This is a genomic window from Aneurinibacillus migulanus, assembly GCF_001274715.1.
Taxonomy (GTDB): domain Bacteria; phylum Bacillota; class Bacilli; order Aneurinibacillales; family Aneurinibacillaceae; genus Aneurinibacillus; species Aneurinibacillus migulanus.
The window spans coordinates 991623-1015696 of the sequence record NZ_LGUG01000004.1; the positions used below are offsets into that span (position 1 = coordinate 991623).

Below are 24074 nucleotides of genomic sequence, written 5' to 3' on the forward strand. Positions count from 1 at the left end.
AAAAGGACGAGTGACCTCGTCCTTTTTATTTTAATCTTCCTCGTGTTCTTTGAGGAATTCTTTGGTTTATTCTGTTAGAAACTGAGTCGTATAACTTTGCCTCAACATTTTCATGTTCGAGTGATACTACAATTGCATAGTTTTGCTTTTCATTACCTTCATACCACCTCTTCGCACATTTAACCACAAGATAATAAGTATCTCCATAGTCCTCTCGGGACCTCTTGGAGGCTGCTATAGTATGTGTTGCCTTTAGGAGAGTTCCACGCTGTACCTCTGTCATAGAAGGAGACAAATTACATTTGCACCTTTTCTTCTCAGTAGGAAGTGAGTCTTTTTCAAATTCATCATCATCTGGTTTGCAGGTGTACCTTTTAATTTCATCTAGAGAGAGACCCCGATACAGGGTAAACGACATTTTAGTACCTACATAATCAATTCGGCTATCACGGCAAGGGGGATTATACGCCAGTGAAATATGAATTTTTGTCTTTCCTTTTTTATTATATACTTCATCCGGAATAGGGATTTCAAATACACTTACCTTATCAACTTCAATTTGTCCTTCATGATACATAGTTACATAGTGATCATAAGAGTTAGTAAGAATCTGCTCTCTAACTTCTCCATAACCAGATAGCCTAGTTTGATAAGTTTTTAATTCTGATGGTTTTGAAATAGTATTAGAAAATTTTTCTGCTACTGCTTTTATAGCTTGTGTTTCAATAGTAGCTGTATTAATAAGTAATGCTCGGAGTAAATTTCCTTTTGCAGTAGGAATCTCACGTTTAATTCTTCCTAATAAATGGGCAATATACGGTGCAGCAAAACTCGTACCTGAACGAACTTCAAACCATGAATCATTGCCATCAAATATACTAGTAGAAAATATACCGAGATTCCTATCGGAAAAATTTATTTGCTTTACTTGTGTATTCAGGGAGAAATTTCCCCCGTATGAAATTGTTTCTGGTTTAATTGAATTAGCATATCCGTATCCCGAGCGACTAAAAGGAGATATATGTTCCTTTTTAGCAATAGCACGATATTGAAGCTTTCTTCTAGAGTATGGTGAAATATAAGGGACTTCTTCCTTAGCCTTAGAGCCCACTGTTAGACCACTTATAGCAATCGCAGGAGGAATTACGGATGCTTCAGGATCATGTAGAAGATATTCCATATACTTTTCTAAAACCTCTTCTCCTCCTTCAGGAAAATAGTTTCCACTAGAAATGACGACCGCAATATTGTACTTATGATTTAGGGAGTCGATAATATAACTCCAAGGATCCATTTTTGTTTGTTGTTGATATGGAATCCGTGTATCGCCAAGAGAAATGTTAAATATTTTACAATTATAGTTATCACTGGCGAAGTATTCTATAGCTTCTTTTACAACTGAAGCGAGTATTTTTTCGTCTGAGAATTCATTGTTTTCATTAGTGACACGACCATTAAGTAAGCGAAATTGAGGCATAAGCGGACTGGGCTGTTGAAGGGTTGCGTAGACGTCTCCATACTGAGTAATACCAGCTACCATTGTTCCATGTCCGTTTTTATCAGCAGGGTCATCTAAACCGCCAAATGCTGCAGAATCATAAACAGTTCCTTTAAGAAGTGGGTGAGAAGAAAGTACACCGCTATCAATAATAGCGATAAAGGGCCCATCCTCAGGAGCAGGAATAACTTCTGGCAATTCATCGACTCCTATGTTTCTAACACTCTCGTAATCATGAGTTGATTGTTGAGGAAGATCGATGGTATATACATTATGATGCTCTAAAAGAGCATGAATATTTTTTCCTAAAATCGAAATTCTAATTAAGGCCAAATTTGATAATATACAATCATCTATAAATGATACCTCTAACTCTCTCAAGAAATCCCTAAAAAGGTTCACTTTATTATAGATTTCATGAAGTGAATCGTTCCCTGTATACAACTGCACATCAATAGTATATAATTCGTTTGTTTTTATATCTTCATGTTTAATAAGAGGTCCTTTTTTTTCTTCAGGAGTTAGAAAAACAAATTCATTAAGATTAGCAAATTCTGAGTAGTTAAGAGCTCGCTTCTTAGCAATCTTATTAGCAGTAAAATCAGAGAGGTGAGAGTTAAAAGTTTGACTGTTTTTTACGCGAACAATTACCTTGGTATCAGAAGGCACAGCTAATAATTCAAGTCCTAACTTTGAATATTTAATATGCTTACTGTTATCTTTTACAATGCAAAAAATAAAATCTTCACCAATTTTTTTTGCTTTTTTAAATTCGCTTTCTCTTTCTTGAAATCCTTTTTTTAACATTGCTCCATGAGCAGGAGGATAAACAATTCTATCACCTCGACTGTCTGGTTTTCCTTGACGAGTAAGATTAATATTCTCCTGAACAAGTGGTAGGTGTTGATACGGGTTCATTTTTTCACCCCTGATATAGTAGAAAATGTTTAGAAATAAGAAGAGTATATTGGGTATACGTTCCCTCTCTTAACGGGCTATTTGACTTATACATACTGTTATTAAAGTTGTGTTTGATATAGTATCTATGATACCACATTTTACCTAGTTGATGAATTACTCAAGCTTTACATCTCGTAAATGTACATTGTAATATAAGAAAGCACCGAAGATATAGAATGGTAAATATTTTTAAAAAAAACTGAAAAGGATTTTTCGGATTAATGTACATTGCAATTAAAATTCTTACTTAAAAATCATCATAAAAACTATCAAACCCATTCGTTTTTGAACTTTTAATAAGCAAAAATCCAATAATTCCAAACAAAAACATAGCTAAAAGTTCATTAAATGAGATTAGTTTGCTTGGGTTAAGAAAGGCACTAATAATATTTATAATGATCATAAATGTATCTAGAAGGATCAGAAACACCCCCATAATACCGTAAAGGGTCCGATCAATTTTGCGTTCATGTTTAATCCAGAAATTAATAAACCTACTGAAAAGAGTATCTTTTGATACAGCCTTTCTTGCCCAAGCCGAAAGAAAAGAGCCATTTTTTATTTCACCACCACCTTTTACTTTTCCCTCAACTTTAATATGAACTGATGAAGGTGCAGTATGAAACAGTTGTATAGTGGCTCCATCATTTTTATCAAGATAATCAAAATCAATAAGAAGATGGGACTTATCTGGGGCTTCCCTGATTGTAAAATTATTGACGGGATCCTTTTCAAAAATTTTAGTGTGAACTAATATTTCAAAACCATCAGATATGTTTATTCTCAAGGGGGCTTTTTCGGTTATATCGCTTTTATCAATTGTTTGGTTACCTTTATTCCATATCATAATTTTAGTTACAGTCAGGTTAGAAACTGGTTCACCTTTACATGTGATTTCAAGTTCCTCAATACCCTTTTGATAATCACGGATGATATTTTTGCCAGTTATCAAGTATCGTGGTTTTTTTTGAGGACGTGCTTTGACTGTTAGAATCAAACTGATTATACCAGCTACTGCAGTAGCTAAAGCGAAATATGGATTGGCGACAACCCAAGCCAAAAACTGCTCAAGCAATGAAATTCTCTCCTTTTTTACAACAATGTCTATGTTTCATAACTATTTTTGCGAAGCAAATCACTGTGAGTTCTATATATAAATAGATTAAAATTCAAATAAAATTTTCTCGTTTAATTCCAGAACTTTTTTTCGCCTTTTTTTCAAAAGTCACTGAGAAATCAATAATAGTAATCTTCTTTTCCGTATCTAACGTTTCAATAACTTCTCGCGCACCTTTGCTACCATAATATATCTAGAAGCGGTAGGGACAGGTTGAGTCTAATATTTTCTTTAATGATTTCGTACGGATAGCAGAATCAATCCCAAATACAGCAATCAGCTGCCGAGCAGCAGCTATGCTCCACTAGGCGATATCAATCCGATCCGGTCGACCATGTTCTCTCTTGTTTGGTACAGGATGTTTTTTTTTCCATATCAGCAGAAGATAGGGGCTAGATCAAGTAACTTCTTCTGCAATGCAAAATGAAACTCTGTCTTATTCACATGTTTTTTCTTCTGGCTGTGGGTGGGTTCACGCACGACTTCCTCTACAAGATGCAATACGACTTCACGCAACTTCTCAGCATCAATGATAAGAGTGATTTGCTGCATATCCCATCACCTCAGAATTTTATAGTGAATAAAACTCTATAAAAGGACAGAACGACACCAATGACTATATCGTCCAGATGTCGTTTGTTGTTTATAATTTGTGTATGATCTTTAACTGACCTTTTATTTCTTTGCCCAAAGTCCTTTTTCAGCATCTCGTGCCTGCTTTTGGAGCTTCACAAAGCTATCTGTATACTTCACATTCGGTGGGAACGTAGCGACCTGGGCATACCCTTCTTTCACAAGCGTCTGATTCAGCATTTCAGCTTTTGGATTCTTCGCATTACCTAACCATACGTAAGCCAGTAGACGGCCATATTTATCACGCTGTTGAACATCAAATTCAAGCGTAACTGTTTGACCATCTAAGCGTTTCTTTGTGTAAGCAGAGGCTTCTGGACCATATGGCTGTACCGGTTTGTTTGGATGAACTGTCTCTGGCGTATCGATACCAATCAAACGAATGCTTTCTTCCTTGCCATTGATCTTTGCTTTAAACGTATCTCCATCGACAACTTTCGTAACCGTAACTTTCAGGGTACCAGGAAGTTTGTTTTGAGCAGGCTTAGTTGTAGCCGGCTTTGTAGGAGCTGGTTGTGTTGCTTTGGTGGTAGGGGCAGACGTTGTTTTTGTACTTCCCCCATTATGATAGTGATATTCTCCGTCTTTTAATCCCCATTTAGCACAGTTTGTCCGACAAGTGTGACCTCCGTTTGCGTCAGTCCGACCAGGGTGAGCAGAAGCGGATAGTGGAGCTGCTACCAGTCCTAGCATGATCATGAGTGCAAGTATCTTTTTCATAAAGTCCTCCTTAAGATGATTGTTGAGTTAATTTCTTTTGTAAAAAAAGCCCCCTTACATGGGAGCCTAAGTAATGGTTTTATTCACGGGTAATGTTATGTTTTCACACCTTGAATTTTCTTTTTCAGGAAATCAACTCCATTTTATTGTAACTCAGGGATGATAAATGTACTAGGTCTAAAGATTAGACAAGTTTCGACAAAATGATACAAATGATATACCTTACTTTCACAGGTGGTGCATTTTTTGCACTTTATTCCAATTAATGGATGATTTAGTATGGAATCAAGAAAATGAAGGTGAGGGGATAGCAATGAAAGCAACAGGTGTTGTTCGTAAAATGGACGAGTTAGGGCGAATAGTATTGCCAGTTGAATTACGTCGTACGTTAGGGATTGCTGAAAAGGACGGATTGGAGATTTTTGTAGACGGTGGTAATTCTGCGCAAGTATCAGCCGGCATGTTCATTCTGTAATTCAATGGATGATGTGAAAGAGTTTAAAGGAAAGTTGATCTGCGGAAATTGCCAAGAAGAGATAGCTAAATGCAAATAAGAAAAAAAGCTACCAGGTGAGTAAAGCCAGGTAGCTTTTTCTGTGTTTATCTTTTGCTGATACATATTGTAATTTACTTACTATTTATTGTATTCCATTACTTCAAAATCAGATATTTGATCGAAAACAATATGATCTTTTCTGCTGGAGAATGGACCGATATTATAGTTTTTGTTAATGACATAATATTTTAAGCCAGAACCGTTTGTGCGTCCATTATACCAGTTGATAAAGGCTTTTATCTCGTCAGCAGACATATCATATTCTTTACGGTTTGCATTTGTCATCGTAATAACTAGTAAAGCACGATTGCCCTTTATATCAGGATCAGGTCCTGTTGAACCACCTGCTGTCGGTGTCGCAGATGCTTCGTTAGAAGTCTTAGTTTCTGTACCGTTTTCCAGTGCAGTTACTACATAGTAGTATGTTGTTCCGTTCTGCACTTTGTTATCTACATATGATTTATCTGTTACGTTATTAGCAATTACTTCATATGGTCCACCAGGAGTTGTTGATCTTTTTACAACATAGCCTGAGGCATTAATATCTGTTTCCCAGTTCAGGTTTACTACAGAGTTACCAGCAGATGCTGTTAGGTTAATTTCCACAGTATCTGGAGTTGTTACAGGTGGCGTAAAAACTTCTGTTGATTTTAAATAACTAACTGAGCCGCTTCCGGTTTTAGCACCAGCAACAGCATAGATTTTATCGTTTAATACCGTTGCACTATGGTTATATCTAGCTACATTCAAGCTTTTAACTGTTCTCCAAGTATCGCTTGAAGGGGTGTATTCCTCTACGGTACTTGTAGAATCAGAATATGAGTTAGAACCACGAGAAATAACAAATCCTCCAATAACATAGATTTTATCGTGGATTGCAACGGCAGGAGCACCTTTTGCGATAGGCATGTCAGTTTTCTTAGTCCAAGTATCAGTAAGTGGATCATATTCTTCTACTGTTTTTAAAGGAACGTTATATGAGCCGTTTGTATTAGCACCACCAATCATATAAATTTTTTGGTTGAATGTTACGGCGCTTCCTGATCTAGCAGAAGGCATGTCAGCCTTTTTAGTCCAAGTATCAGTAAGTGGATCGTATTCTTCTACAGTGTTGAAAAAGTTACGACCGTTCTGACCTCCTATAACATAAATTTTATTATCTACTACAGCTACACCCATTCCATACTTTGCAGTAGACATATCAGCTTTTTTACTCCAGCTATTAGTTACAGGGTCGTATTCTTCTACCGTTTTTACAGGAGTACCGTTTTCTAAACCTCCAAAAATATAAATTTTATGATTTACAGAAGCAATACCCATGATAGCTCTTGGTTTAGGTAGATTAGATTTTACTATCCATTTATCAGTTGAAGGATCGTATTCATCGACGTTACTTGCATATTTAACACCATTATTATGATAATATCCACCTATATTATAAATCTTACCGTTTTCTGAAATGGTAGCATTTCCATATCTCGCAATAGAAATATCAGCTCTGAACTCCCAGTTTCCTAAATCTTCAGCGTAAACAGGACTAGTAAATAAAAAAATAAAACATAGTAGTAAGGAAAATACATTTTTCTTCTTCACTTTTCTTAAGCTCCCCTAGTATAAAAAATTGTTTTCTTGCATTACGTAGTTAGTAAAGCTATTAATTTTTCTTTGAACATAAATTCTCTCCTTTTATGTAAGTTGTTTGGAATAAAATATACTTTTTTAGTTATATATCCCATGAGTAAAATATACCATGATTCGTTACTAAAGATATGGTTTTCTTGCTAAAAGTGTAGACATACCATTCCGAAATAGGTATTTAGATTGTGATACAAACGAGATATCTAGAATTTTAAATTAGTTAGTTGATATGTGTACCTCATGCTATTCTTGTTTGATATAAGAATGTTTGTTCTGTTTTGTGGTTAAAAAGAAGAGCCCAGGAAGGGCTTTTCAATTATTCGCAAGCAACACCATCTCCATCACGGTCTAGCTTTCGGCTGTACCCTGGTTCGCCTTCATGAATTGGTGTTACTCCAGCTGCTCTCGCTTCTGTACAATTCTTATACTGTATATTAGAAGAAGATGCAGTTGGTTTTTGAGTTTCTGCTACAGGCTTTTCAGATTGTTGCTTTGTAGGTTCTGCCTTTTTTGTAGCAGCTTCCTTGGGGTGAAAACCGTCCTCTTGTGCATAGTTCTCAATCGACCAGATGCCAACGCCTGCTGTTTGGGCTTTCTTTTGAATAGCACGGAACTGGTCCACATATTTTATATTTGGTGGATAGACATATGCTACACGTGCTAAGCCTTTCTCTAGTAGCATTTCATTGAACATCTTTCCGTCCACCCATAGATACGCAAGTAGGCGGCCGTATTTGTCTCTCTCAGATACATCGATCTCAATCTGAACCTCTTTGCCTTCTTTCAGTATTTGTTTTGCGAAGGCAGAGGCCTCCGGTCCGAATGGCTGTACCGGTTTGCTTGGGTGCTTCGTTTCTGGCGTATCCACTAGTAGCAGACGGACCGTTTCTTTCTTTCCGTTTAACTCAACCTTCATCGTATCGCCATCTGTAACGGATACAATTTTGGCTGGTATAAGTTTACCGGTTGCTGTCTGCTGAGGCGCAGGAGCTGATTGCTTTGGTGCTGTTGTTGCCTGAGTTGCAGTTGCTGCAGCTGGTGGAGCTGCTGCTGTAACTTTAGTTGCCTGTTGTTGAGAGTTAGTCTGGACGTCAGGCTGTTTAGCTGTATTTGTTGAACAAGCAGTAAGAGCCATTAACAGTACTATTAATCCTGTTAGTAAAGGTGTTTTCTTTTTCATAATGAATCTCCTCTTTTAATATATTTTCGACTATTCTTCTAGAATTCCGTGATGAATATAGAAATGTTCTGTTTTAACGATAAAAAAATTTATTGTATTCTTTCTTGAATCCTACAAAAGCTTGCTCTTTTATCTTTAAATAAGATTTAATTCTCTCATCGAATACCCCTCGGAAGATACGTCTTTTAATTTGTTCCCAGCGTTGGTATGCAAAAAGGTAAGTTGTGTTGAACGTTTGCGCAAGCAACCCAGCGATTTGTGTATCTCTGCTTGGTAGTTCTAGTTGTTCAACCATAAAGAAGGGGATGGTTGCATAGGGTTGAAAATTCCTTGCTTGTTCTTCCTGAAGCTCAATAAGCCCTTGGAATATCGGATGCCGATTTCGTTGGTCTACTACATGACGAAGCGGATGACAAAGCTCATGAAAAAATGCTTCTTTTTGTTCCTGCAATGATAAATTTTGATTTAAATATACGATGATTAATTCTTCATCCCATACCACACTACAAATGCCTTCTGTGTATTCAATCTCTATACAAAACTCTGTACATATCTTTTCTATTGTTAAATCATTTGGAGATAAAATGCCTTTTTGTTTGTATTGTTCCTCGATCCAGGTCTCAAGCATAGTTTTTGTATAGTATTTCAGCATAGTACCTCTCCCTTAACAGTACATATGTTTGTGTTTTGGTGTAAAAAAAGAGCCAGAGGATGGCTTATCCCTCGGCAGTAACTTCGGTTGATTCCCCCTAGTATTTCTGTTTAGAAGGGGAGAAGATTTACTTAAAAATATCCTTTAGTGCCTTTTCGTATCTCTTGGCTTGATCAGGTGTAAACTCTTTTGAAACACGAATTAGTACTTTCCCCTCAAGATAATCATATTCTGAAAACGGACCACCCATTTTCTTTGCGATACCGGAAATATAGTCATATCGATTCTTAGCATCTTCTTCATTATCAAACATTTCAACAGATCCGCCGTTTGTAACTTCTATTGAATTGATTACATCGGTTTTAATGCTAGTATCAACAAAGTTTACCTTACTTGTGTATTGACCAGGACGGCCAAGCAAGTTGTTAGGGTCGTTGGATGCTGTATAAGTTTCTGTTTTTCCGATGTGTAGCCCTGATTCTTTCATTGATTTAACCACCTCACTGGCGTTAGCGGGCTTTGGTTTTTCGATTGGAGCAGGTTGACTTTGCTGCGCTGTAGAATTAGATGGTTTTTCGGTTGGAGCAGTTTGACTTTGCTGCGTTGCAGAATTAGATGGTTTTTCTTCAGTACTGCAAGCAGATAGCGATAATGCCAATCCTATGGTTAATGCTGTTGCTAGAACTTTTTTCATTTCCATTTCTCCCTTTTTATATACCTTTATATTTATGTAATAATTTTCTCTGATGTCTATAATAATGCCCTGCTTGTCCAGTTGGTCAGGCAGGGTTATTTCTTTTTCTTTGCTTTTAATTCCGCTTTTCTCTTTTTAAATCGAGCTACAGTATCCTCAACCATATCCAAAATAAATTGTCGCTCATCCGGTTCTAAATCATCAAGGTCTTTCAATCCATTATAAAAAGCAACGTTGATATTTGAATCGTCTTCATTATTTTTAGAAGATGGATTATCAGTACGACCAAGAAGATAATCAGTTGAAACCTCAAAGAAATCAGCGATTTTTTTAATGGTGTCAGGATCGGGATTTCGATCCCCTGTTTCGTAGCGGGAAAGTTGAACATTGGTGATACCAAGTGATTCTGCTAATCGTTTTTGTGAGAAGTTATTTTTTTCTCTTAGATATTTAATTCTCTTTCCTAAGACACTCATTATATGTATCACCAGACTTTTAGTTTAATTATCCTGATTGTACCATTTACCGAATCGGTAAAAAACAAATTTGCCAAAAAGGTAAAATTGATGTTGACATTACCAAAATGGCAATATATTATTAAATCAATAGTTACCGAATTGGCAAAAGGAGGTGGTATCAATGCTATCTAAACCCAAAAAAGTTAACCTGGAAAAAATAAAATCTCTTCGAAAAGAAAAGGGCATATCCTTAGATGAAATGGCGAAAATGCTTGGATATGAAAGCCCAAATGGCTATTATTACCTTGAGATAGGAAGAGGGAAGTTCCCTGCTGAAACGTTAGCAAGAGTTGCTGATATACTTCAAGTGTCTATCACAGAGCTTTTTTTTGAAAAAGATATTGCCAAAATGGCAAATTTAAATTTAGCCTAACTACACTTACAAAAATGAAAGGAGTAAACCCATGAATCAACTTCAAATTATTCAACACAAAGGACAGCGTGTGTTAACAACAGCTCAATTAGCAGAAGCTTACGGAACTGATAATCGTCGTGTATCTGAAAACTTCAACGCTAATAAAGAAAGGTACACAGAAGGTAAGCATTTTTTCTTACTGCAAGGCGATGACCTAAAAGAGTTTGGCGACCAGTACGGAAATTCCGTATCAGTCAACAGAGTAAGCAAAATGTATCTCTGGACGGAAAAAGGTGCTTGGATGCATGCCAAATCACTCAACACCGACAAAGCTTGGGAAGCTTATGAAATGCTTGTCGATGATTACTACCAAGTTAAAAAGAGCAACAATGTTGTTCCTCTTTCAAAAGACCAAGCACTTGTGACACTTCTTCGTACAACGGCTGACCTTGTAGAGAACCAGGAACAAATCATTCAACGCATTGATGAAGTAGAACGCAAGGTAGACGAACAAATTACTCTGCACAGTGGTGAACAGCGCAAGGTGCAAAAGGAAATCGCAAAGCGTGTGTACGAACTAGCTGAACAAGTCGTATACAAGCAACTTGGTTTTGATGGTGGCGAAGTGATTGTACCGGACCTTGAAAAGGAACGTAAACGATTGTTTTCAGAAATCCATAGGACAATTAAAGACTGCTTTGCTGTCGCTAGCTATAAAGATGTACGTCGCTCAGAGTTCAACCAACTATTGCTTTTCATTCAAGCGTGGCGACCTAAGTTAGTAGCCTAATTTTTTTTTACACATCTTGATTACCAAAAACAACCTCAGATGGAAAGGAGGTTAACCTCTTGAAAAATCAGAATGTTGTCCGCTCTGTCCACTCGCATATAGATGTACCGGGTGATGTGGGGATGGATAAAACTAAGTCAGAACGTAAGCCAGATTACGAGGGCAAGGACGGAAACACCAATGTGAAAGTATTCTTACATCGGATTCCAGAAAAGGAATTCCGAGCGCGTGTAAATCCAGCAATCGCAAGATGTTTACAAGATTCAAAGCAGGATGGCTCCTGAAAGGGAGCTACATGTTAGGACAAGCTGCAAAAAACTGAATAGGAGGAAACGTCATGACCCCTCAACAAGCTGAATCACTTCGCAAAGAGAGCGAAGAGCTAAAGCAAGGTGTTGATCAGGCACTAAGTCAGCGTACACCAGAGCAGAAACAACGTGACCTAGATGCATTGTTAGAAGCTGCTCAACGTGTACACAAACGAGTCCGGCAAGCGAAGGGAGGTGAGTCGGTATGAGCGATTACTTTAGTCCTCCTGAATCCTTGAAAAATAAATAAGGCTCGCTTTCAACACCTTCTATTTTCATCATATATCGCTTTAAAAATATCGTCTGTTCCAATTTAGAACGAAAGGGGGATAGTCGAGATGAAATTCGGAGCCATACTCCAAGCATGTCGGGAACGTGCTGGCTTGTCACAAGAAGAAATCGCAGAAAAGCTTCATCGTTCCCGAAGCTGCATATCGAAATTAGAAAACGACAAGAAGGCGCTGGATGCACAAACACTCATTGAATGGGCTAAGGCTACACAAGCAAACGAGGTCGTCGTCGCGTTTTTATATGGGATGGACGGACTTGGGATGATACAAAACATTATGAGTTTGTTGGGCGGATAAGAAAGGAGCTGTCTTTAAATGAACTGGAACATGCGTATGCAGGAAGTGTTAGAACGGACAGCAGGCTACGATATGAGCTTGATGGATGCCGAACAGAACGAAGCTTATCAATATCGTCTGGAACTGAATCGAATCGAACTGGAGATGAAAGAGGCAAAGCAGGAAGCCAAGGAGTACGAAGAGTTGGCTGAAGCGTACAAGGCGGCTGGGGAAGAGAAAGGCTATCAGGCAGCATGGTCCTATCACAAACTGAGTTTACAACGCTACCACGAATTATCACATTTTCTTGCAAAGAAAAAAGCCGCGATGTGCGGGAACACATTCACGGCCTAGACGCTAATCAAATNACTTAGAGTGCATAGAAAGTGAGGTGTCTTATGAATAGTTGTCAGTGTTGCGGATGGCACGAACTCGAATACATCGATGAATTGATGGAGTTTGTATGCGCTAAGTGCGACAGCGTGCAAGACGATGATAACGATTTGTAAGGGGTGAAAGCATGGAGAAAGTGAAGTTGACGAAAAAACAGGCCGAAATCATTGAGTCTATCAAGGACGGTACAGATGATATCGCTAATTTTTTGACACACTGGCATACGGCACAAGATAAGGCAATGGTCGCTACAAGAGAGAATTTCACACCTTCTTTACTTATGAAGGCTTGGGAATACGGTTATGAAATCGAAAAAACTCCAGAAGAAAGGGCACTGGATTATTATGAAACGCTAGAACATTTGATGAATGAAGCTGCGGCTAAAGACAACAGAGGTAAAGCAGTGGCACTTTCAAATGAACGAGTAGGTGCAAGAAACATCCTAATTATGCTCGGTATCAAGATTGAAGGGATAAACGCATGATGCAGACAGCAAGCCTAAACACCGTCATCGACGCTGTAGTTGATACACTCCTAGTCAGGCAGAAACTTGGCCGTCGTTTGGATGAGGATATGGTGGAACGAATCTTGATTGATGAGGTCGGCTGGGAAAAGGCTGAGGAGCTGCTAGATAGGATTCTGATTGAACCAATCATTCAGGAAACTATCGAAGTGGACAACATGGACTTTTCGGAGCCTAACGATAACGTGGGCAACTATTGGTGTGACAGACCAGCAGACTATGAATCTTATAAACGGGCTGTCATTTGAGAGGAGGTGAAGAAAATGCTCGGAACAGCAAATGAAATCAGAGTTTATCACGTATCCGGAAATATTGAAAAGCATATCAATCACTGGTTAGCGGCGAATCCTACTGCTGCAATCATTGATATCAAATTCGGTTGTAATGCTGATGAAGCACTTATTATCTACAAACCAGGACAATAAAAATAGCCCGCGAGCAGGCGGGCCATGAGTAAAGGAAACTTGGTAAAAGTTCACTTTTAGAATAGCACTGACCCTATCAAAAATCAATCGGAGGGATAACGATGGAAAACAAGCGAGTTATTGATTCTATTGAAGTTCTTTATAACGAAGGGTGCTACCACCATATAAAAGTAGGAAAAGATGGTGTAACTGAAATCAGAAATACCGGAGCAGATGATGACGAAGGAGTTTTTTACACCGAATATACAGCTTTCGATTCTGATAATCAGCCTATTTGCAGGGTTGGTGGGAATGCTGCAATCCTTGTTTTTTATAAATAGTCGAAACCAGCGCCCATTGTGGCGCCCGGTCTAGCAGGAATAGCCTCCTGCTACTGATGAGACAGGCTGGAAGGGATGGTGAGAGTAGTGAAAGCTATTGAGGAAGTCCTTGATGATCAACTGGAAAAGGCACTTAAGAAAGTCGAAAACGCAAAGTCTCTTATAGAACATGCGAAAAGCATGAAATGGAGTGAGGAAGAATTTTTCGAAGCTATCCAAACCATTTCTGCTACGAGAAATATTCATGCAAGAAGTGAAAGCAGAATGGTGACAACATGTGAACCAAGGCAACAAAAGAAATAAAAAATGACCTGCGCTAACAGGTCACTTAACAAACACTTTTTATCAATGTACCACGATTGAACCTTGAAAATCAAATAGGAGGTTGACTATGAGTAACGTAGCTTACGCGACGGACGGCCAACAACGCCGGATTGAGCTAGGAACGCACGCTATTCGGCTAGTCAATACGTTGGACATGCCTCAAGAAGAATGGCTGCAATGGCGACGTAAAGGCATCACAGGCAGTGATGTTGCTGGTATTTGCGAAGAAACAAAATGGAGTTCGCCAATGAAAGTATACCTCGACAAACTCGGTCAGTTAGCACCTCAAGAAGATAACGAATCGATGTATTGGGGCCGGATTAACGAGGATACGGTTGCCAGAGAATACGCCAAACGGACCGGGCTTAAGGTACAACGATGCAATGCCATGCTTCAGCACCCAGAGAATGAATGGGCGCTTGCGAATATCGATCGATTCATCATCGATAAAGAGCGCGGTAAGGGTGTGCTGGAATGCAAGACAACAAATGAGTACCAAAAGGACCTTTGGGAAGATGAAAACGTCCCAGAAGCCTATCAGCTTCAGTTGCAATGGTATCTGTACGTTACTGGCTTGGATTGGGGTGCATTTGCAGTCTTAATTGGCGGAAACAAGTATAGGCAGTTTCCGGTTGTGTATCGAAATGAGCAAATCATAGAGGCCATTGTAAAAATTTGCGGCAACTTCTGGCATCAGCATGTATTAACTAAAATCCCACCCATGATGGACGGATCGGATGCATCGAGTAATTTACTAAGCACGATGTATCCCGATGCGAAGCCAAAGAGTGAGACAGAGCTGCCGGAAGAGGCTAACCAGTTGATTATTGACTGGCAACAGGCTGATGAGGAAATGAAGGCTGCTAAAGCTAAAAAGCAAAAGGCAGAGAATCAGCTTAAATCATTAATCGGTGAATATGAAAAGGGAATAGCTTCAGAACACATTGTTTCCTGGAAGCCAGTCACACGCAATACGGTGGATAGCAAGGCACTGAAAGAAGCCCACCCAGATATCTATGAACAATTCCTGAAGTCAAGTACGTCGCGTAGATTCTTAATTACTCAATAACTGGAGGCATACTTATGGCAGTGAAAAACGAAGGTAAATTAACTTCCAAATTACAAGATAAAGCGAAGGGAACGAATGTAGCTCCTCCGACGCCAGCACAAACGATTGGTGCTTATCTTCAAAAGATGGCTCCTGAAATCGAAAAGGCACTACCCAAGCATATGGATGTAGATAGGCTTACTCGTATTTCTCTCACGACTATTCGCACCAATCCGGCCTTGATGAATTGCAGTATGCCTTCTTTACTCGGCGCTGTTATGCAGGCTGCACAACTTGGCTTGGAGCCGGGACTATTAGGACATTGCTACATCATTCCATATGGTAAGGAAGCAACCTTCATCATTGGTTATAAAGGCATGATTGATCTAGCACGTCGGTCTGGAAATATCAAAAGCATTTACGCTCATCCTGTATATGAGAATGATGAGTTTTCTTACAAATATGGCCTTAATCCTGATTTGCAGCACACACCGGCCATGAAAGAACGTGGTGAATTTATCGGAGCATACGCGGTCGCCCACTTCAATGACGGTGGCTACCAGTTCGAATTTATGCCAAAGGAAGAAATCGAAAAGCGGAAGCTTCGTTCTAAATCTTACAGTAAGGGCCCTTGGCAAACAGATTATGAAGAAATGGCTATGAAAACAGTCGTTCGTCATATGTTCAAGTTCTTACCTATCAGCATAGAAGTCATGCAAAGCATGGCGCAGGACGAAACAGTGCGTAAAGATATTACCAGCGAGCCGAAAAGTGTCTACAGCGACGAGATAGAGGCCGAGGGAGTCTTTGCAGAAGATATTCGGATGGACGAGCCTGCACCAGCGGGGAAGCAGCCAGAAGGTGAAGAAGACGAGCTGGCAAAGGTAGCAAAAGAATTCGATGAAGGAAAGCTGTAGGAGGTCAATATGCCATTTCAAAATACAACCATTTTCGATTTTGAAACAACGGGCCTGAGTCCAACAGAAGATACCATCATTGAGATTGCAGCTATTCGGATTCGAAATGGAAAGCAGGTCGGAACCTTTTCTCTACTGATTGACCCAGAGCGCGAAGTTCCTGAGTTCATTACAAACCTAACAGGCATCACGGATGAGGAAGTAAAGGGACAACCTACTTTATGGGAAGCACTCCCGTTTTTTAAACAGTTTTTTGGTGATAGTCTTTTGGTTGCCCATAATGCAGCGTTTGACCTGGCTTTCTTGTTAGAAAAATGCCGGGAATATGGATATGCAGAGCCAACAAACGAATTTATTGATACAAGGGCGCTCTGCATTGAGCATTTCCCGTATCAGTCACACAAGTTGGTAGATATGTGCGAGAAGCTTGAAATTAGGCTAGACGGGGCGCACAGGGCGTTAAACGATGTACGGGCAACCGGAAATCTGCTGCACAAGTTGAACAAGGAATATGGCGATGCCATGGGCTTTAAAAACAAACTATATTATTTCACAAAGTATGGACCACCAAAGGGTGTTCCAGTACATGCTGAGTTGGTAGCTATAGGGAAGTAAGAAGGGGCGCTTAGCGCTCCTCTCTATCAAATATGAGGGGGAAACTCTATGAAGAATGGAAAGAGGCCGACGCGAAAACAGAAGCTGGAAAGCTGTACGACTGAACCCGGAGAACTGGCTTGTCACCAAAAATCTGCCGGGCAAGCTTCACTTGGTACATCGGGAAACCAACAGGGAACGGATTATACCGGCATAGGGGCGTTCTTTATGAATGGATGGATAAAACTTCACAGGAAAGTCATCGAAAGCCCTGTCTATCAGGATCCTTTTCTTTTTCGCTTATGGACAATTTGCTTGATGAAAGCTGCTCATAAATCTACGAAACAACTGGTCGATAAAACGGAAATTCAACTGCTACCAGGACAATTTATCACCGGAAGATTTGCCTTGGAAGAAGAGTACAATCGAGGACTAAAGCCGAAACAAAAGGTGCCTGGGACCACTTTATGGTCTTGGTTAAAGCGCTTAGAAACATGGGGAAATCTTAACATAGAATCTAACAACAAATTTTCGGTTGTAACCCTTACGAATTGGGACTTTTACCAAGGTAAGGAAGAAGAACCTGACAACAACTTTGACAGCTCTTTGACAGCAACTTGTCAGCAACTTGTCACAAACAAGAATTTAAGAATTAAAGAATTTAATAATAATACTACTCCTACTCATACAGAGGCGCACGTAAAAGAAAATCCAATTGCTGTTTATGAACAGGAGATAGGGAGATTCACAGACACCATTCGAGACAAGATGATTGACTGGTTAGATAATGACTACTTCGACGAACCGGAAGCGATTATGATAGCTGCCATTCAAGAAGCTGCTATTTACGAGAAACGCTCTTGGGCCTATCTGGAAAGAATCCTTCAGGAGTGCTTAAACAAAAACATACGTACTGTTGAACAGTTCCGACAAAAGAAAGCGGAAGCAGCTGCGGAAAAAGAGAAAAAGCTAGTTCGATTACCGAAGGAGGAACGGGATGAAAAGCGTGAGGGAATTCCTTCAGAAACCAAATATGATTATGGATTCTAAGGCGCTGGAAGACTTCAGACGGCAACGCGAAGAAGAAGACCGGGCACTGGTACAACAAATCTTAAAAGACAATGCGGCAGCCAAACGGGCGAAGCTACAACGTATTTTTGATGAAAACAGCCTGATACCCAAAAAACTATTACCGGCCACTTTCGATAACTACCGACCAGGAAATAAAAGTCAAGTATGGGCTAAGCAGAAGTGCTGGGAATATGCGGATTTCTTTGACCCAGAAGAATCAAGCAACTTGCTTATGACTGGACCTTATGGTGTCGGAAAATCGCATCTAGCAAAGTCTATTCAGAATCGGTTGATTGAAAACGGATATACCTGCATTTACATCTCGACACCGAAGCTGCTCACAAAAATCAGGTCCACGTACAACCGTGAAAGCGAGTATAGCGAGTTGGAATTGTTGGAAGTAATCGAGCAAGTAGATTGCTTGGTGCTAGACGATATCGGTGCAGAGAATGGCACAGATTGGACAGAATCCAAGGTGTTTGAAGTGGTGGAAAGCCGACTTGGGAAACACACGATTTACACCACGAACCTGAGTGGTAAGCAGCTTGAAAAACAAATTGGTGAGCGAAACATGTCGCGCTTGATGCAGGACACAGAAACACTTCAGGTAATCGGTGAAGATTATCGACGCCGTGGACTGAGGAGGGCAGGCGAATGAGTGATGTAAATCAAGACACTTCCCTTCTTGTCGAACCGGAAGCTGAGGAACAGGTCCTCGCCCGGATGCTGAGCGACGATCAGGCCATTGAAGAAGTAGCCGGATTTCTGCTCCCATGCCATTTCTACACCAGTAAATACCGGAAGCTGTACAAGGAGGCACTAAGACGCTGGGAAGGTGGCGAAGAGCCTGCGAACCTAGCAAACATGTTGCCGATGATGGAAAAGCTCGGTGTCGATGTGATGAAGCTTACAAACATGGCAATCGATATCGCTATCTGGGAAATGAAGCCACTGGCTGAGCGTCTAGTGCAGGCAGACGGTGTACGTAAGGCCATGAAAGCAGGATATGAGCTTATTCAGATGGCAAACATGAGCCGGATGCTGGACTCTGATGAAATCCAGCGCACGATTACCAAGGCCACAGAAACGCTCGCCGAAATTGGCGAGAGTCAAGCGAAAAACACTATGCGCTCGGTACATGACATTCTGATGGAGCATACGGACGAGCTCGAACAAACCATCTGGGGTGACGAAGAAAGCGAAGTCGTGGGACCTAGCATCATGACAGGTATGCCTGATTTAGNCCATCTGACGAAGAAAGCGAAGTCGTGGGACCTAGCATCATGACAGGTATGCCTGATTTAGACGAACTGACAAACGGCTATAAGGCGCCTGAATTAATCGTCATTGCAGCACGACCATCTGTAGGAAAAACGGCTTTTGCTAACCAGCAGGCACTTAATATCGCTGAGAAGTACGCAGAAAAAGGCCCTGTTGCTCTCTTCTCACTGGAGATGGCTGCTGAGGAGCTGGTAACCCGGATGCTTGGTAACCTGGCTCACTTGGAGGGATTAGGTAACCGAAAGCTGACCGACGAGGAATACAACAAATACACCATGGCTGTTGGTCTTCTGGCAAACCATAACATCATGATTGATGATGAGCCGAAACAGACTGTCTCCAAAATCAGAGCAAAGGCTCGGCGGTTACAGAAAGAGCAAGGTTTATCAGCTATCTTTATNTTCATCACCTGTGAAGGGCATGAACCGAGCTGACGTTGTTAGTGAGAATACGAAGGCACTAAAGAACATGGCGAAGGAGCTCGGCGTACCCGTTATCGCACTTGCCCAGGTAGGCAGACAGGTCGAACAGAGAGCCGACAAACGCCCGATGATGTCAGACCTTCGAGAGTCTGGGGAAATTGAGCAGACGGCCGACAAAATTATGTTTCTGTACCGGGATGAATACTACAACCGGGATACAGAGAAGAAAAGCATCCTAGAGGTCGACTTGGCAAAGAATCGGAACGGAGCCACTGGAAAACGCGAGCTTTGCTTTATCAAGGAGTATGGGAAAATTCGGAGCTTGGAGGTACAACATGCTGAGCAGTTGGCAATTGTTTAACGAGGTGGGGATGGCGTAATGATATGCCGGGTGTTGTTTCCTGAAAAAGCACGGGCCATTGATTTATCAGTTTCCCTGGCAAGCTTAGCAACACAGCTCATGAAGGCAGAAACCCACCAGCGACGCGTAACAGGGATACGGTTTAACAAGCAGGATAAAGCCATTGAGGTTGAACTGGAGGAGATACCGGATGGAAAAGAAACGTCGGAAGCCACAACCTAGCTCACGGCCAGTATTGTTGCCAAGGAAAGTCACGGATTGGATTCAAAACAATAGCACAATCGGCAGAACGAACGAGAATGCACTCGGCGGTGGCCGGCTGGCATGGAACGGGAGGAAGTAAACATGAACAAAAAGCAAATGCGCGACACAAACGCACTTTTAAAGCTTGAAAATATCGCACTGAAAGAGCAGTTAGCTGAATGGCAAGCCAAGTATGAGCGAGTTTTTCGGGAGTCTGCTCGAAAAGAGATTCAGCTTTCTAGGCAAATCTATTTCCTTGAGGAAGAGCTACGAAAGGCCAGCGGAGCCACAACGGAGCAAAGCGGCCTAGTTGATGCATATCGAAAAGTGTTGAGCAATGAGTTAGGCCAACAACAGCCGACGCCAGTACACATTCTCTGGACGGGGGTTTAGCAGGTGACACGCTATGTTGGCATTGACCCGAGTACCAAAACCGGAATCGTTGCTCTCTCGCCTTCAGGGAGGACGCTAGACGCTCGGGAGATAGAGGGGAAGGGCGAAGACCCACGGCGTATGTACAGCATCATACAGGCTGTTTCCCGGGCCATTCAGCCAGACGATATTATCTGCATTGAGGGATTCGGATTTGCTTCACAGTCAGGCTTTTTGCTCGGTGGCATCGGTTGGGGAGTTCGGATGGAGTTGTATCGCCGCGGTATCCCTTATCAAGAAGTATCGCCAAACGGACTGAAGAAATTCACGGGAGCTGGGGGAACGGCTAGCAAAGCCGAGGTTGCTGTAGAGACATTCAAGCGCTGGGGTTTTCAGTGCAAAAGCGACAACGTGACAGATGCTTACGTACTTGCCCAGATAGCTAGGGCGATGCATAAAGATATAAAAATCACCAAGTTTCAGCAGGAAGTTATTAACGTGATTCGCAATCCACAAACAAAATCTAAGAAGAAAAAGGAGAATAAAACAAGATGAATAGTGAATTTCGTGCACATGTAGCTGGTTTGAATACAACGGACAAGAAAATAAAGTTAACGCTGGAACTAGATGCGGAGATTAACCCAAACGCTCTTTTCTCGGTTCACCAAATGGTAGGCGAGAAGGTAATTGTTAACATGGGAAGCCCTCAAATGTCAATGAACTTCGATGAGCCTGAGAATGAAGAGATGCATCTTGAACAGCCAGCGGGAATCAAGTATGAAACGGACTCTTCTGGGGTTGTAGTGAATATGTTCCCGTTACCGGAGCCAACTCAGGAAGAAAAACAGGAGCCAGCGGCAGAGGGTGAGACAGTTATCGAGGGCGAGTTTACCGTGGTTACAGAAGACAAAGAAAAAAAAGAACAAGAGCGGGACAACACCGAACAAGGGCCGACAGAGGAGGAAGTCGAGGAGTACATACTCAGCGGCAAGGCTCCGATTTATGAGGATATTCCGTTCGACTTTCCGGAACTGCTCCACAAGAAAAGAAGCGGTACGACCTGGACGAAGATGGCGATGCAACTGGACACTTCGCTTGGTAAGCTGACACGCAGTTTCAAGGAATATAAGGACCGTGTAGCAAAGGAAATGCCAACGGCTTAATAATCGGTTGCCCGCCGGGGAGACTCGGTGGGTGGCCTAAGGAGGAAGAAGCAATGAGAATGCTTGACCTTTTCTCTGGCATCGGTGGCATTTCTCTTGCTGCTGATTGGGCTGGGATAGAAACAGTTGCTTTTTGCGAAATTGAGCCATTTCCTCAGAAGGTACTACGGAAGAATTGGCCAGAGGTCCCTATTTTCGAAGATGTAACGAAACTATCAAAGCAAACACTAACGGAAGCCGGGGTGATAGATAATGACCACTCAATTGACATTATTTGCGGAGGATACCCTTGTCAGCCTTTCAGTAATGCCGGGAAGCGACAAGGCCAGGCAGACGACCGCCATCTCTGGCCGGAAATGTTTAGACTTGTGCGGGAACTCCGGCCCACTTGGGTTGTTGGAGAAAATGTTGCTGGACACATCAGCTTGGGCCTCGATGATGTACTTGCTGACTTGGAAAGCGAAGGCTACCAAGCAAGGGCGTTTGTACTTCCAGCTGCAGCCGTCCAAGCCCCTCATCGAAGAGATAGAGTATTCGTTGTGGGCTACTCCGAATGCAAGCGATTCAGTAGGCAGCCACGGAGGAGGGCAGGGCAAGTCACTAAGAACGGACATTCACAATTTAAAGAAAGGGATATGGCCTACCCCAACAAACAGTATGATGACGATGGGAGATGTACAGCAAGCGAGATATTCAGGGAACGACAAGCGCAGACCATCTTATCAGGAAGCAAACAAAGCATGGCCAACTCCGACAGTGAACGGAAATCACAATCGGAAAGGTATATCGAAGACTTCGGGAGACGGATTATCGACAGCGGTCAAGGCATGGCCTACACCAGCGGCACAGGATGGGAAGAACAGCACGCTTCCTCCGAGTCAAATCGATCGAGATACAGTTCCGGGAGCATTAATGAGAGAAGGACAACAAGGACAACTCAATCCGGAATGGGTGGAGCGCCTGATGGGCTTTCCGATTGGTTGGACGGATATAAGTGGCCTGCAGGATATGGACAAGAGCAATATGGATGGGAGCCTCCTCGAGTAGCTATAGGGGTTAAAGACAGAGTTGGAAGATTGAAAGGGCTTGGTAATGCGGTTGTTCCACATCAGATATATCCGATATTCGCGGCGATTGTTGCGATAGAGTCGTAGTTACGATAAGGAGGGCAAATGATGAGCGGAGATAAGCGTGAAAAGAAACCAGGCGAAGCTTACATGCAAAAAGAAAGAAAAAACATCTATATGGCTTGTGAAGATTATGACTTCTGCTGGGGAAGAGATGAAGTCAAACAGTTTCGGAAGATGTGGGAAGCAGGAGAATCCTTGATAGACATATCTAAAGTACTTGGTAGGCATGTAAATGAAGTAGCCATATTGGTGATTGATCAGGCTGAGAAAAAGAAAATTAAAGTGCACGGCAGTAAGGGATACGGACAAGCTGTATAGCGCACTACGGCCATATTACGAAATGGGGTAATGACATTGGGATACAGCTTGATTCTTCAAGAAGTAGAGCGTCTATATAAGGAACGTCACTACGAATACGGAAATATCATCTCGTTACAGCACGTATCCGAAAAATTGAAAATGAAATGTGGAATGAGTGATAAAGGGATTCGGGAGTTTTGGGAGCAGCTATTTAAGGACTCCGACATGAAATATAAGTATACCTTTGTTACCTTACCTAAGTGGTCTGGAAATCATACTTATTTCCAAATATGTAACCAGCCTTTCTCGCATTTCATAATTCAGTTTGAGTAATACAATTTCGCAAAACAGCACATATTGCGCAATAAAAAAGGCCGACACGGGTCGGCAATTGGAGATGGTTTGTGGGAAAAAATTCACATCTTCAATATACCATATTCAGGAAAATGGGTAAATAAGGAAATTGATAGGAAGACATAAAAAAGAGCCAGTCTAAATGACTGGCCAAATAAAAAAATCTATGAAGTATGCTGAGGACTTGGGGGGTGAACGTCAAGTCTCATAAGGAATATAGCACAAGCCTATGAACGGATGAAATAGAACATATGGAAATGTAAGAAGAATGTAAGGAGGATGAATCACATGCCTAAATACGAGTTTCGAGTCAGCACAGGATATGTCGGTTGCAAAAGAACTGAAATCGTGGAAATTGATGAAGATGACCTGACGGGTAAGACGGAAGAAGAAATAGAGGAGTATGTTGAAAAGGAATGGGCTCAGTGGGTCTGGGAAAACATCGATGGCGGATTTTCGAAGGTGGAGGATGAGGAGTAATGAAGCTTGCTTTGAAAGAGGATTTACAGCAACAAATGATTGCTATAGCAGTTCTGGATATGCTGGAACAAGGCGAAAAGGTACATGACATTGCTGACGTAACACAAAAAATTGTTGGTGAAGTTTGGTACGGATATATAGCACAACAAAACGAAAAGAAGGGGTGAG

Annotated in this window: 37 protein-coding genes and 2 pseudogenes; 30 read left to right on the forward strand and 9 right to left on the reverse strand. The window is 41.3% G+C overall.

The window, feature by feature from the left end; genetic code table 11:
• Positions 1-25: 25 nt before the first annotated feature.
• The 4 genes from AF333_RS06520 to AF333_RS06530 all read right to left on the reverse strand — a co-directional run bounded on the left by AF333_RS06520 (position 26) and on the right by AF333_RS06530 (position 4928).
• A complete protein-coding gene (locus AF333_RS06520; RefSeq protein WP_043067418.1) occupies positions 26-2416 on the reverse strand; it encodes a S8 family peptidase in 2391 nt (796 codons plus the stop codon).
• A gap of 289 nt (positions 2417-2705) precedes the next feature.
• Complete coding sequence (locus AF333_RS06525; RefSeq protein ID WP_043067419.1) at positions 2706-3533, reverse strand: hypothetical protein; 828 nt, start codon at positions 3531-3533, stop codon at positions 2706-2708.
• 417 nt (positions 3534-3950) lie between these two features.
• The gene (locus AF333_RS33490) at positions 3951-4127 is read right to left on the reverse strand and encodes a hypothetical protein (protein WP_158502497.1); all 177 of its coding nucleotides are present in this window, start codon (positions 4125-4127) and stop codon (positions 3951-3953) included.
• Positions 4128-4250: 123 nt separating this feature from the next.
• Positions 4251-4928 carry a thermonuclease family protein gene (locus AF333_RS06530; RefSeq protein ID WP_043067420.1) on the reverse strand — a complete coding sequence of 226 codons (678 nt, stop codon included), beginning with the start codon at positions 4926-4928 and terminating at the stop codon, positions 4251-4253.
• Between the two features lie 313 nt (positions 4929-5241).
• Between AF333_RS06530 and AF333_RS06535 the strand changes: the two are divergent.
• Positions 5242-5482: pseudogene (locus AF333_RS06535) on the forward strand (AbrB/MazE/SpoVT family DNA-binding domain-containing protein).
• A gap of 80 nt (positions 5483-5562) precedes the next feature.
• Here the strand turns inward: AF333_RS06535 and AF333_RS06540 are convergent.
• From AF333_RS06540 to AF333_RS06560, 5 genes are all read right to left on the reverse strand, one after another.
• Positions 5563-7077, reverse strand: coding sequence for a Kelch repeat-containing protein (locus tag AF333_RS06540; protein ID WP_043067421.1), 1515 nt, complete (start codon positions 7075-7077; stop codon positions 5563-5565).
• A 361-nt stretch (positions 7078-7438) separates the two neighbouring features.
• Positions 7439-8302 carry a thermonuclease family protein gene (locus AF333_RS31555; protein WP_043067422.1) on the reverse strand — a complete coding sequence of 288 codons (864 nt, stop codon included), beginning with the start codon at positions 8300-8302 and terminating at the stop codon, positions 7439-7441.
• Between the two features lie 73 nt (positions 8303-8375).
• Entirely contained in the window at positions 8376-8954 is a 579-nt protein-coding gene (locus AF333_RS06550) for an ImmA/IrrE family metallo-endopeptidase (RefSeq protein WP_052812250.1), read from the reverse strand.
• 127 nt (positions 8955-9081) lie between these two features.
• Positions 9082-9648 carry a hypothetical protein gene (locus AF333_RS06555; protein WP_052812253.1) on the reverse strand — a complete coding sequence of 189 codons (567 nt, stop codon included), beginning with the start codon at positions 9646-9648 and terminating at the stop codon, positions 9082-9084.
• Between the two features lie 95 nt (positions 9649-9743).
• Entirely contained in the window at positions 9744-10124 is a 381-nt protein-coding gene (locus tag AF333_RS06560) for a helix-turn-helix domain-containing protein (protein ID WP_043067423.1), read from the reverse strand.
• A gap of 163 nt (positions 10125-10287) precedes the next feature.
• Between AF333_RS06560 and AF333_RS06565 the strand changes: the two genes are divergently transcribed.
• From AF333_RS06565 to AF333_RS33505, 29 genes and pseudogenes are all read left to right on the forward strand, one after another.
• Positions 10288-10539 (forward strand): helix-turn-helix domain-containing protein, encoded by a 252-nt coding sequence (locus AF333_RS06565; protein ID WP_043067424.1) that lies wholly within the window; start codon positions 10288-10290, stop codon positions 10537-10539.
• A gap of 31 nt (positions 10540-10570) precedes the next feature.
• On the forward strand, positions 10571-11311 hold the full coding sequence (locus tag AF333_RS06570; protein ID WP_043067425.1) for an ORF6N domain-containing protein: 741 nt from the start codon (positions 10571-10573) through the stop codon (positions 11309-11311).
• A 59-nt stretch (positions 11312-11370) separates the two neighbouring features.
• The gene (locus AF333_RS06575; RefSeq protein WP_043067426.1) at positions 11371-11595 is read left to right on the forward strand and encodes a hypothetical protein; all 225 of its coding nucleotides are present in this window, start codon (positions 11371-11373) and stop codon (positions 11593-11595) included.
• Positions 11596-11648: 53 nt separating this feature from the next.
• Complete coding sequence (locus tag AF333_RS06580; RefSeq protein ID WP_043067427.1) at positions 11649-11828, forward strand: hypothetical protein; 180 nt, start codon at positions 11649-11651, stop codon at positions 11826-11828.
• Between the two features lie 129 nt (positions 11829-11957).
• A complete protein-coding gene (locus AF333_RS06585; protein WP_043067428.1) occupies positions 11958-12206 on the forward strand; it encodes a helix-turn-helix domain-containing protein in 249 nt (82 codons plus the stop codon).
• Positions 12207-12224: 18 nt separating this feature from the next.
• Positions 12225-12539, forward strand: a complete 315-nt coding sequence (locus AF333_RS06590; RefSeq protein ID WP_043067429.1) for a hypothetical protein — start codon at positions 12225-12227, stop codon at positions 12537-12539.
• Positions 12540-12705: 166 nt separating this feature from the next.
• Complete coding sequence (locus AF333_RS06595) at positions 12706-13062, forward strand: DUF1642 domain-containing protein (RefSeq protein WP_052812255.1); 357 nt, start codon at positions 12706-12708, stop codon at positions 13060-13062.
• Positions 13062-13349, forward strand: coding sequence for a hypothetical protein (locus tag AF333_RS06600; RefSeq protein ID WP_139188920.1), 288 nt, complete (start codon positions 13062-13064; stop codon positions 13347-13349). The genes AF333_RS06595 and AF333_RS06600 overlap by 1 nt, the downstream gene beginning before the upstream one ends.
• Positions 13350-13364: 15 nt before the next feature.
• Positions 13365-13526 (forward strand): hypothetical protein, encoded by a 162-nt coding sequence (locus AF333_RS33495; RefSeq protein ID WP_158502498.1) that lies wholly within the window; start codon positions 13365-13367, stop codon positions 13524-13526.
• A gap of 101 nt (positions 13527-13627) precedes the next feature.
• Positions 13628-13846: a hypothetical protein gene (locus AF333_RS06605; RefSeq protein WP_043067431.1), complete on the forward strand. Its 219-nt coding sequence runs from the start codon at positions 13628-13630 to the stop codon at positions 13844-13846.
• 87 nt (positions 13847-13933) lie between these two features.
• Positions 13934-14149 carry a hypothetical protein gene (locus tag AF333_RS06610; protein ID WP_043067432.1) on the forward strand — a complete coding sequence of 72 codons (216 nt, stop codon included), beginning with the start codon at positions 13934-13936 and terminating at the stop codon, positions 14147-14149.
• Positions 14150-14237: 88 nt separating this feature from the next.
• Entirely contained in the window at positions 14238-15239 is a 1002-nt protein-coding gene (locus tag AF333_RS06615; protein ID WP_052812258.1) for a YqaJ viral recombinase family nuclease, read from the forward strand.
• 14 nt (positions 15240-15253) lie between these two features.
• Entirely contained in the window at positions 15254-16135 is an 882-nt protein-coding gene (gene recT, locus AF333_RS06620; protein WP_043067433.1) for a recombination protein RecT, read from the forward strand.
• A 9-nt stretch (positions 16136-16144) separates the two neighbouring features.
• Positions 16145-16750: a 3'-5' exonuclease gene (locus tag AF333_RS06625; RefSeq protein ID WP_043067434.1), complete on the forward strand. Its 606-nt coding sequence runs from the start codon at positions 16145-16147 to the stop codon at positions 16748-16750.
• A 48-nt stretch (positions 16751-16798) separates the two neighbouring features.
• Positions 16799-16946, forward strand: a pseudogene (locus tag AF333_RS34110) (DUF6906 family protein).
• Positions 16947-16957: 11 nt separating this feature from the next.
• Entirely contained in the window at positions 16958-17779 is an 822-nt protein-coding gene (locus AF333_RS06630) for a DnaD domain-containing protein (protein WP_080787867.1), read from the forward strand.
• Complete coding sequence (locus AF333_RS06635) at positions 17727-18458, forward strand: ATP-binding protein (RefSeq protein WP_052812263.1); 732 nt, start codon at positions 17727-17729, stop codon at positions 18456-18458. The genes AF333_RS06630 and AF333_RS06635 overlap by 53 nt, the downstream gene beginning before the upstream one ends.
• Positions 18455-19043, forward strand: a 589-nt coding sequence (locus AF333_RS37345; protein ID WP_407638632.1) for a DnaB-like helicase N-terminal domain-containing protein, incomplete at its 3' end; no start/stop codon positions are given. The genes AF333_RS06635 and AF333_RS37345, both read left to right, overlap by 4 nt.
• Positions 19044-19092: 49 nt before the next feature.
• The coding region (locus AF333_RS37350) for a DnaB-like helicase C-terminal domain-containing protein (RefSeq protein ID WP_407638671.1) at positions 19093-19481 on the forward strand (389 nt) is incomplete at its 3' end.
• An 11-nt stretch (positions 19482-19492) separates the two neighbouring features.
• Complete coding sequence (locus AF333_RS37355) at positions 19493-19864, forward strand: replicative DNA helicase (RefSeq protein ID WP_043067435.1); 372 nt, start codon at positions 19493-19495, stop codon at positions 19862-19864.
• A gap of 18 nt (positions 19865-19882) precedes the next feature.
• On the forward strand, positions 19883-20086 hold the full coding sequence (locus AF333_RS06655) for a hypothetical protein (protein WP_043067436.1): 204 nt from the start codon (positions 19883-19885) through the stop codon (positions 20084-20086).
• Complete coding sequence (locus tag AF333_RS33500; protein WP_158502499.1) at positions 20055-20207, forward strand: hypothetical protein; 153 nt, start codon at positions 20055-20057, stop codon at positions 20205-20207. Before AF333_RS06655 ends, AF333_RS33500 begins: the two co-directional genes overlap by 32 nt.
• 2 nt (positions 20208-20209) lie before the next feature.
• Positions 20210-20500 (forward strand): hypothetical protein, encoded by a 291-nt coding sequence (locus AF333_RS06660; RefSeq protein WP_043067437.1) that lies wholly within the window; start codon positions 20210-20212, stop codon positions 20498-20500.
• Positions 20501-20503: 3 nt separating this feature from the next.
• Positions 20504-21034, forward strand: coding sequence for a hypothetical protein (locus tag AF333_RS06665; protein ID WP_043067438.1), 531 nt, complete (start codon positions 20504-20506; stop codon positions 21032-21034).
• Positions 21031-21642, forward strand: a complete 612-nt coding sequence (locus tag AF333_RS06670) for a hypothetical protein (RefSeq protein ID WP_052812270.1) — start codon at positions 21031-21033, stop codon at positions 21640-21642. Before AF333_RS06665 ends, AF333_RS06670 begins: the two co-directional genes overlap by 4 nt.
• 53 nt (positions 21643-21695) lie before the next feature.
• Entirely contained in the window at positions 21696-22796 is a 1101-nt protein-coding gene (locus AF333_RS06675) for a DNA cytosine methyltransferase (RefSeq protein ID WP_043067439.1), read from the forward strand.
• Between the two features lie 21 nt (positions 22797-22817).
• On the forward strand, positions 22818-23090 hold the full coding sequence (locus AF333_RS06680) for a helix-turn-helix domain-containing protein (RefSeq protein ID WP_235356688.1): 273 nt from the start codon (positions 22818-22820) through the stop codon (positions 23088-23090).
• Between the two features lie 624 nt (positions 23091-23714).
• Positions 23715-23906, forward strand: coding sequence for a DUF7167 family protein (locus tag AF333_RS06690; RefSeq protein WP_043067442.1), 192 nt, complete (start codon positions 23715-23717; stop codon positions 23904-23906).
• Complete coding sequence (locus AF333_RS33505) at positions 23906-24073, forward strand: hypothetical protein (RefSeq protein ID WP_158502500.1); 168 nt, start codon at positions 23906-23908, stop codon at positions 24071-24073. Before AF333_RS06690 ends, AF333_RS33505 begins: the two co-directional genes overlap by 1 nt.
• Position 24074 lies beyond the last annotated feature (1 nt).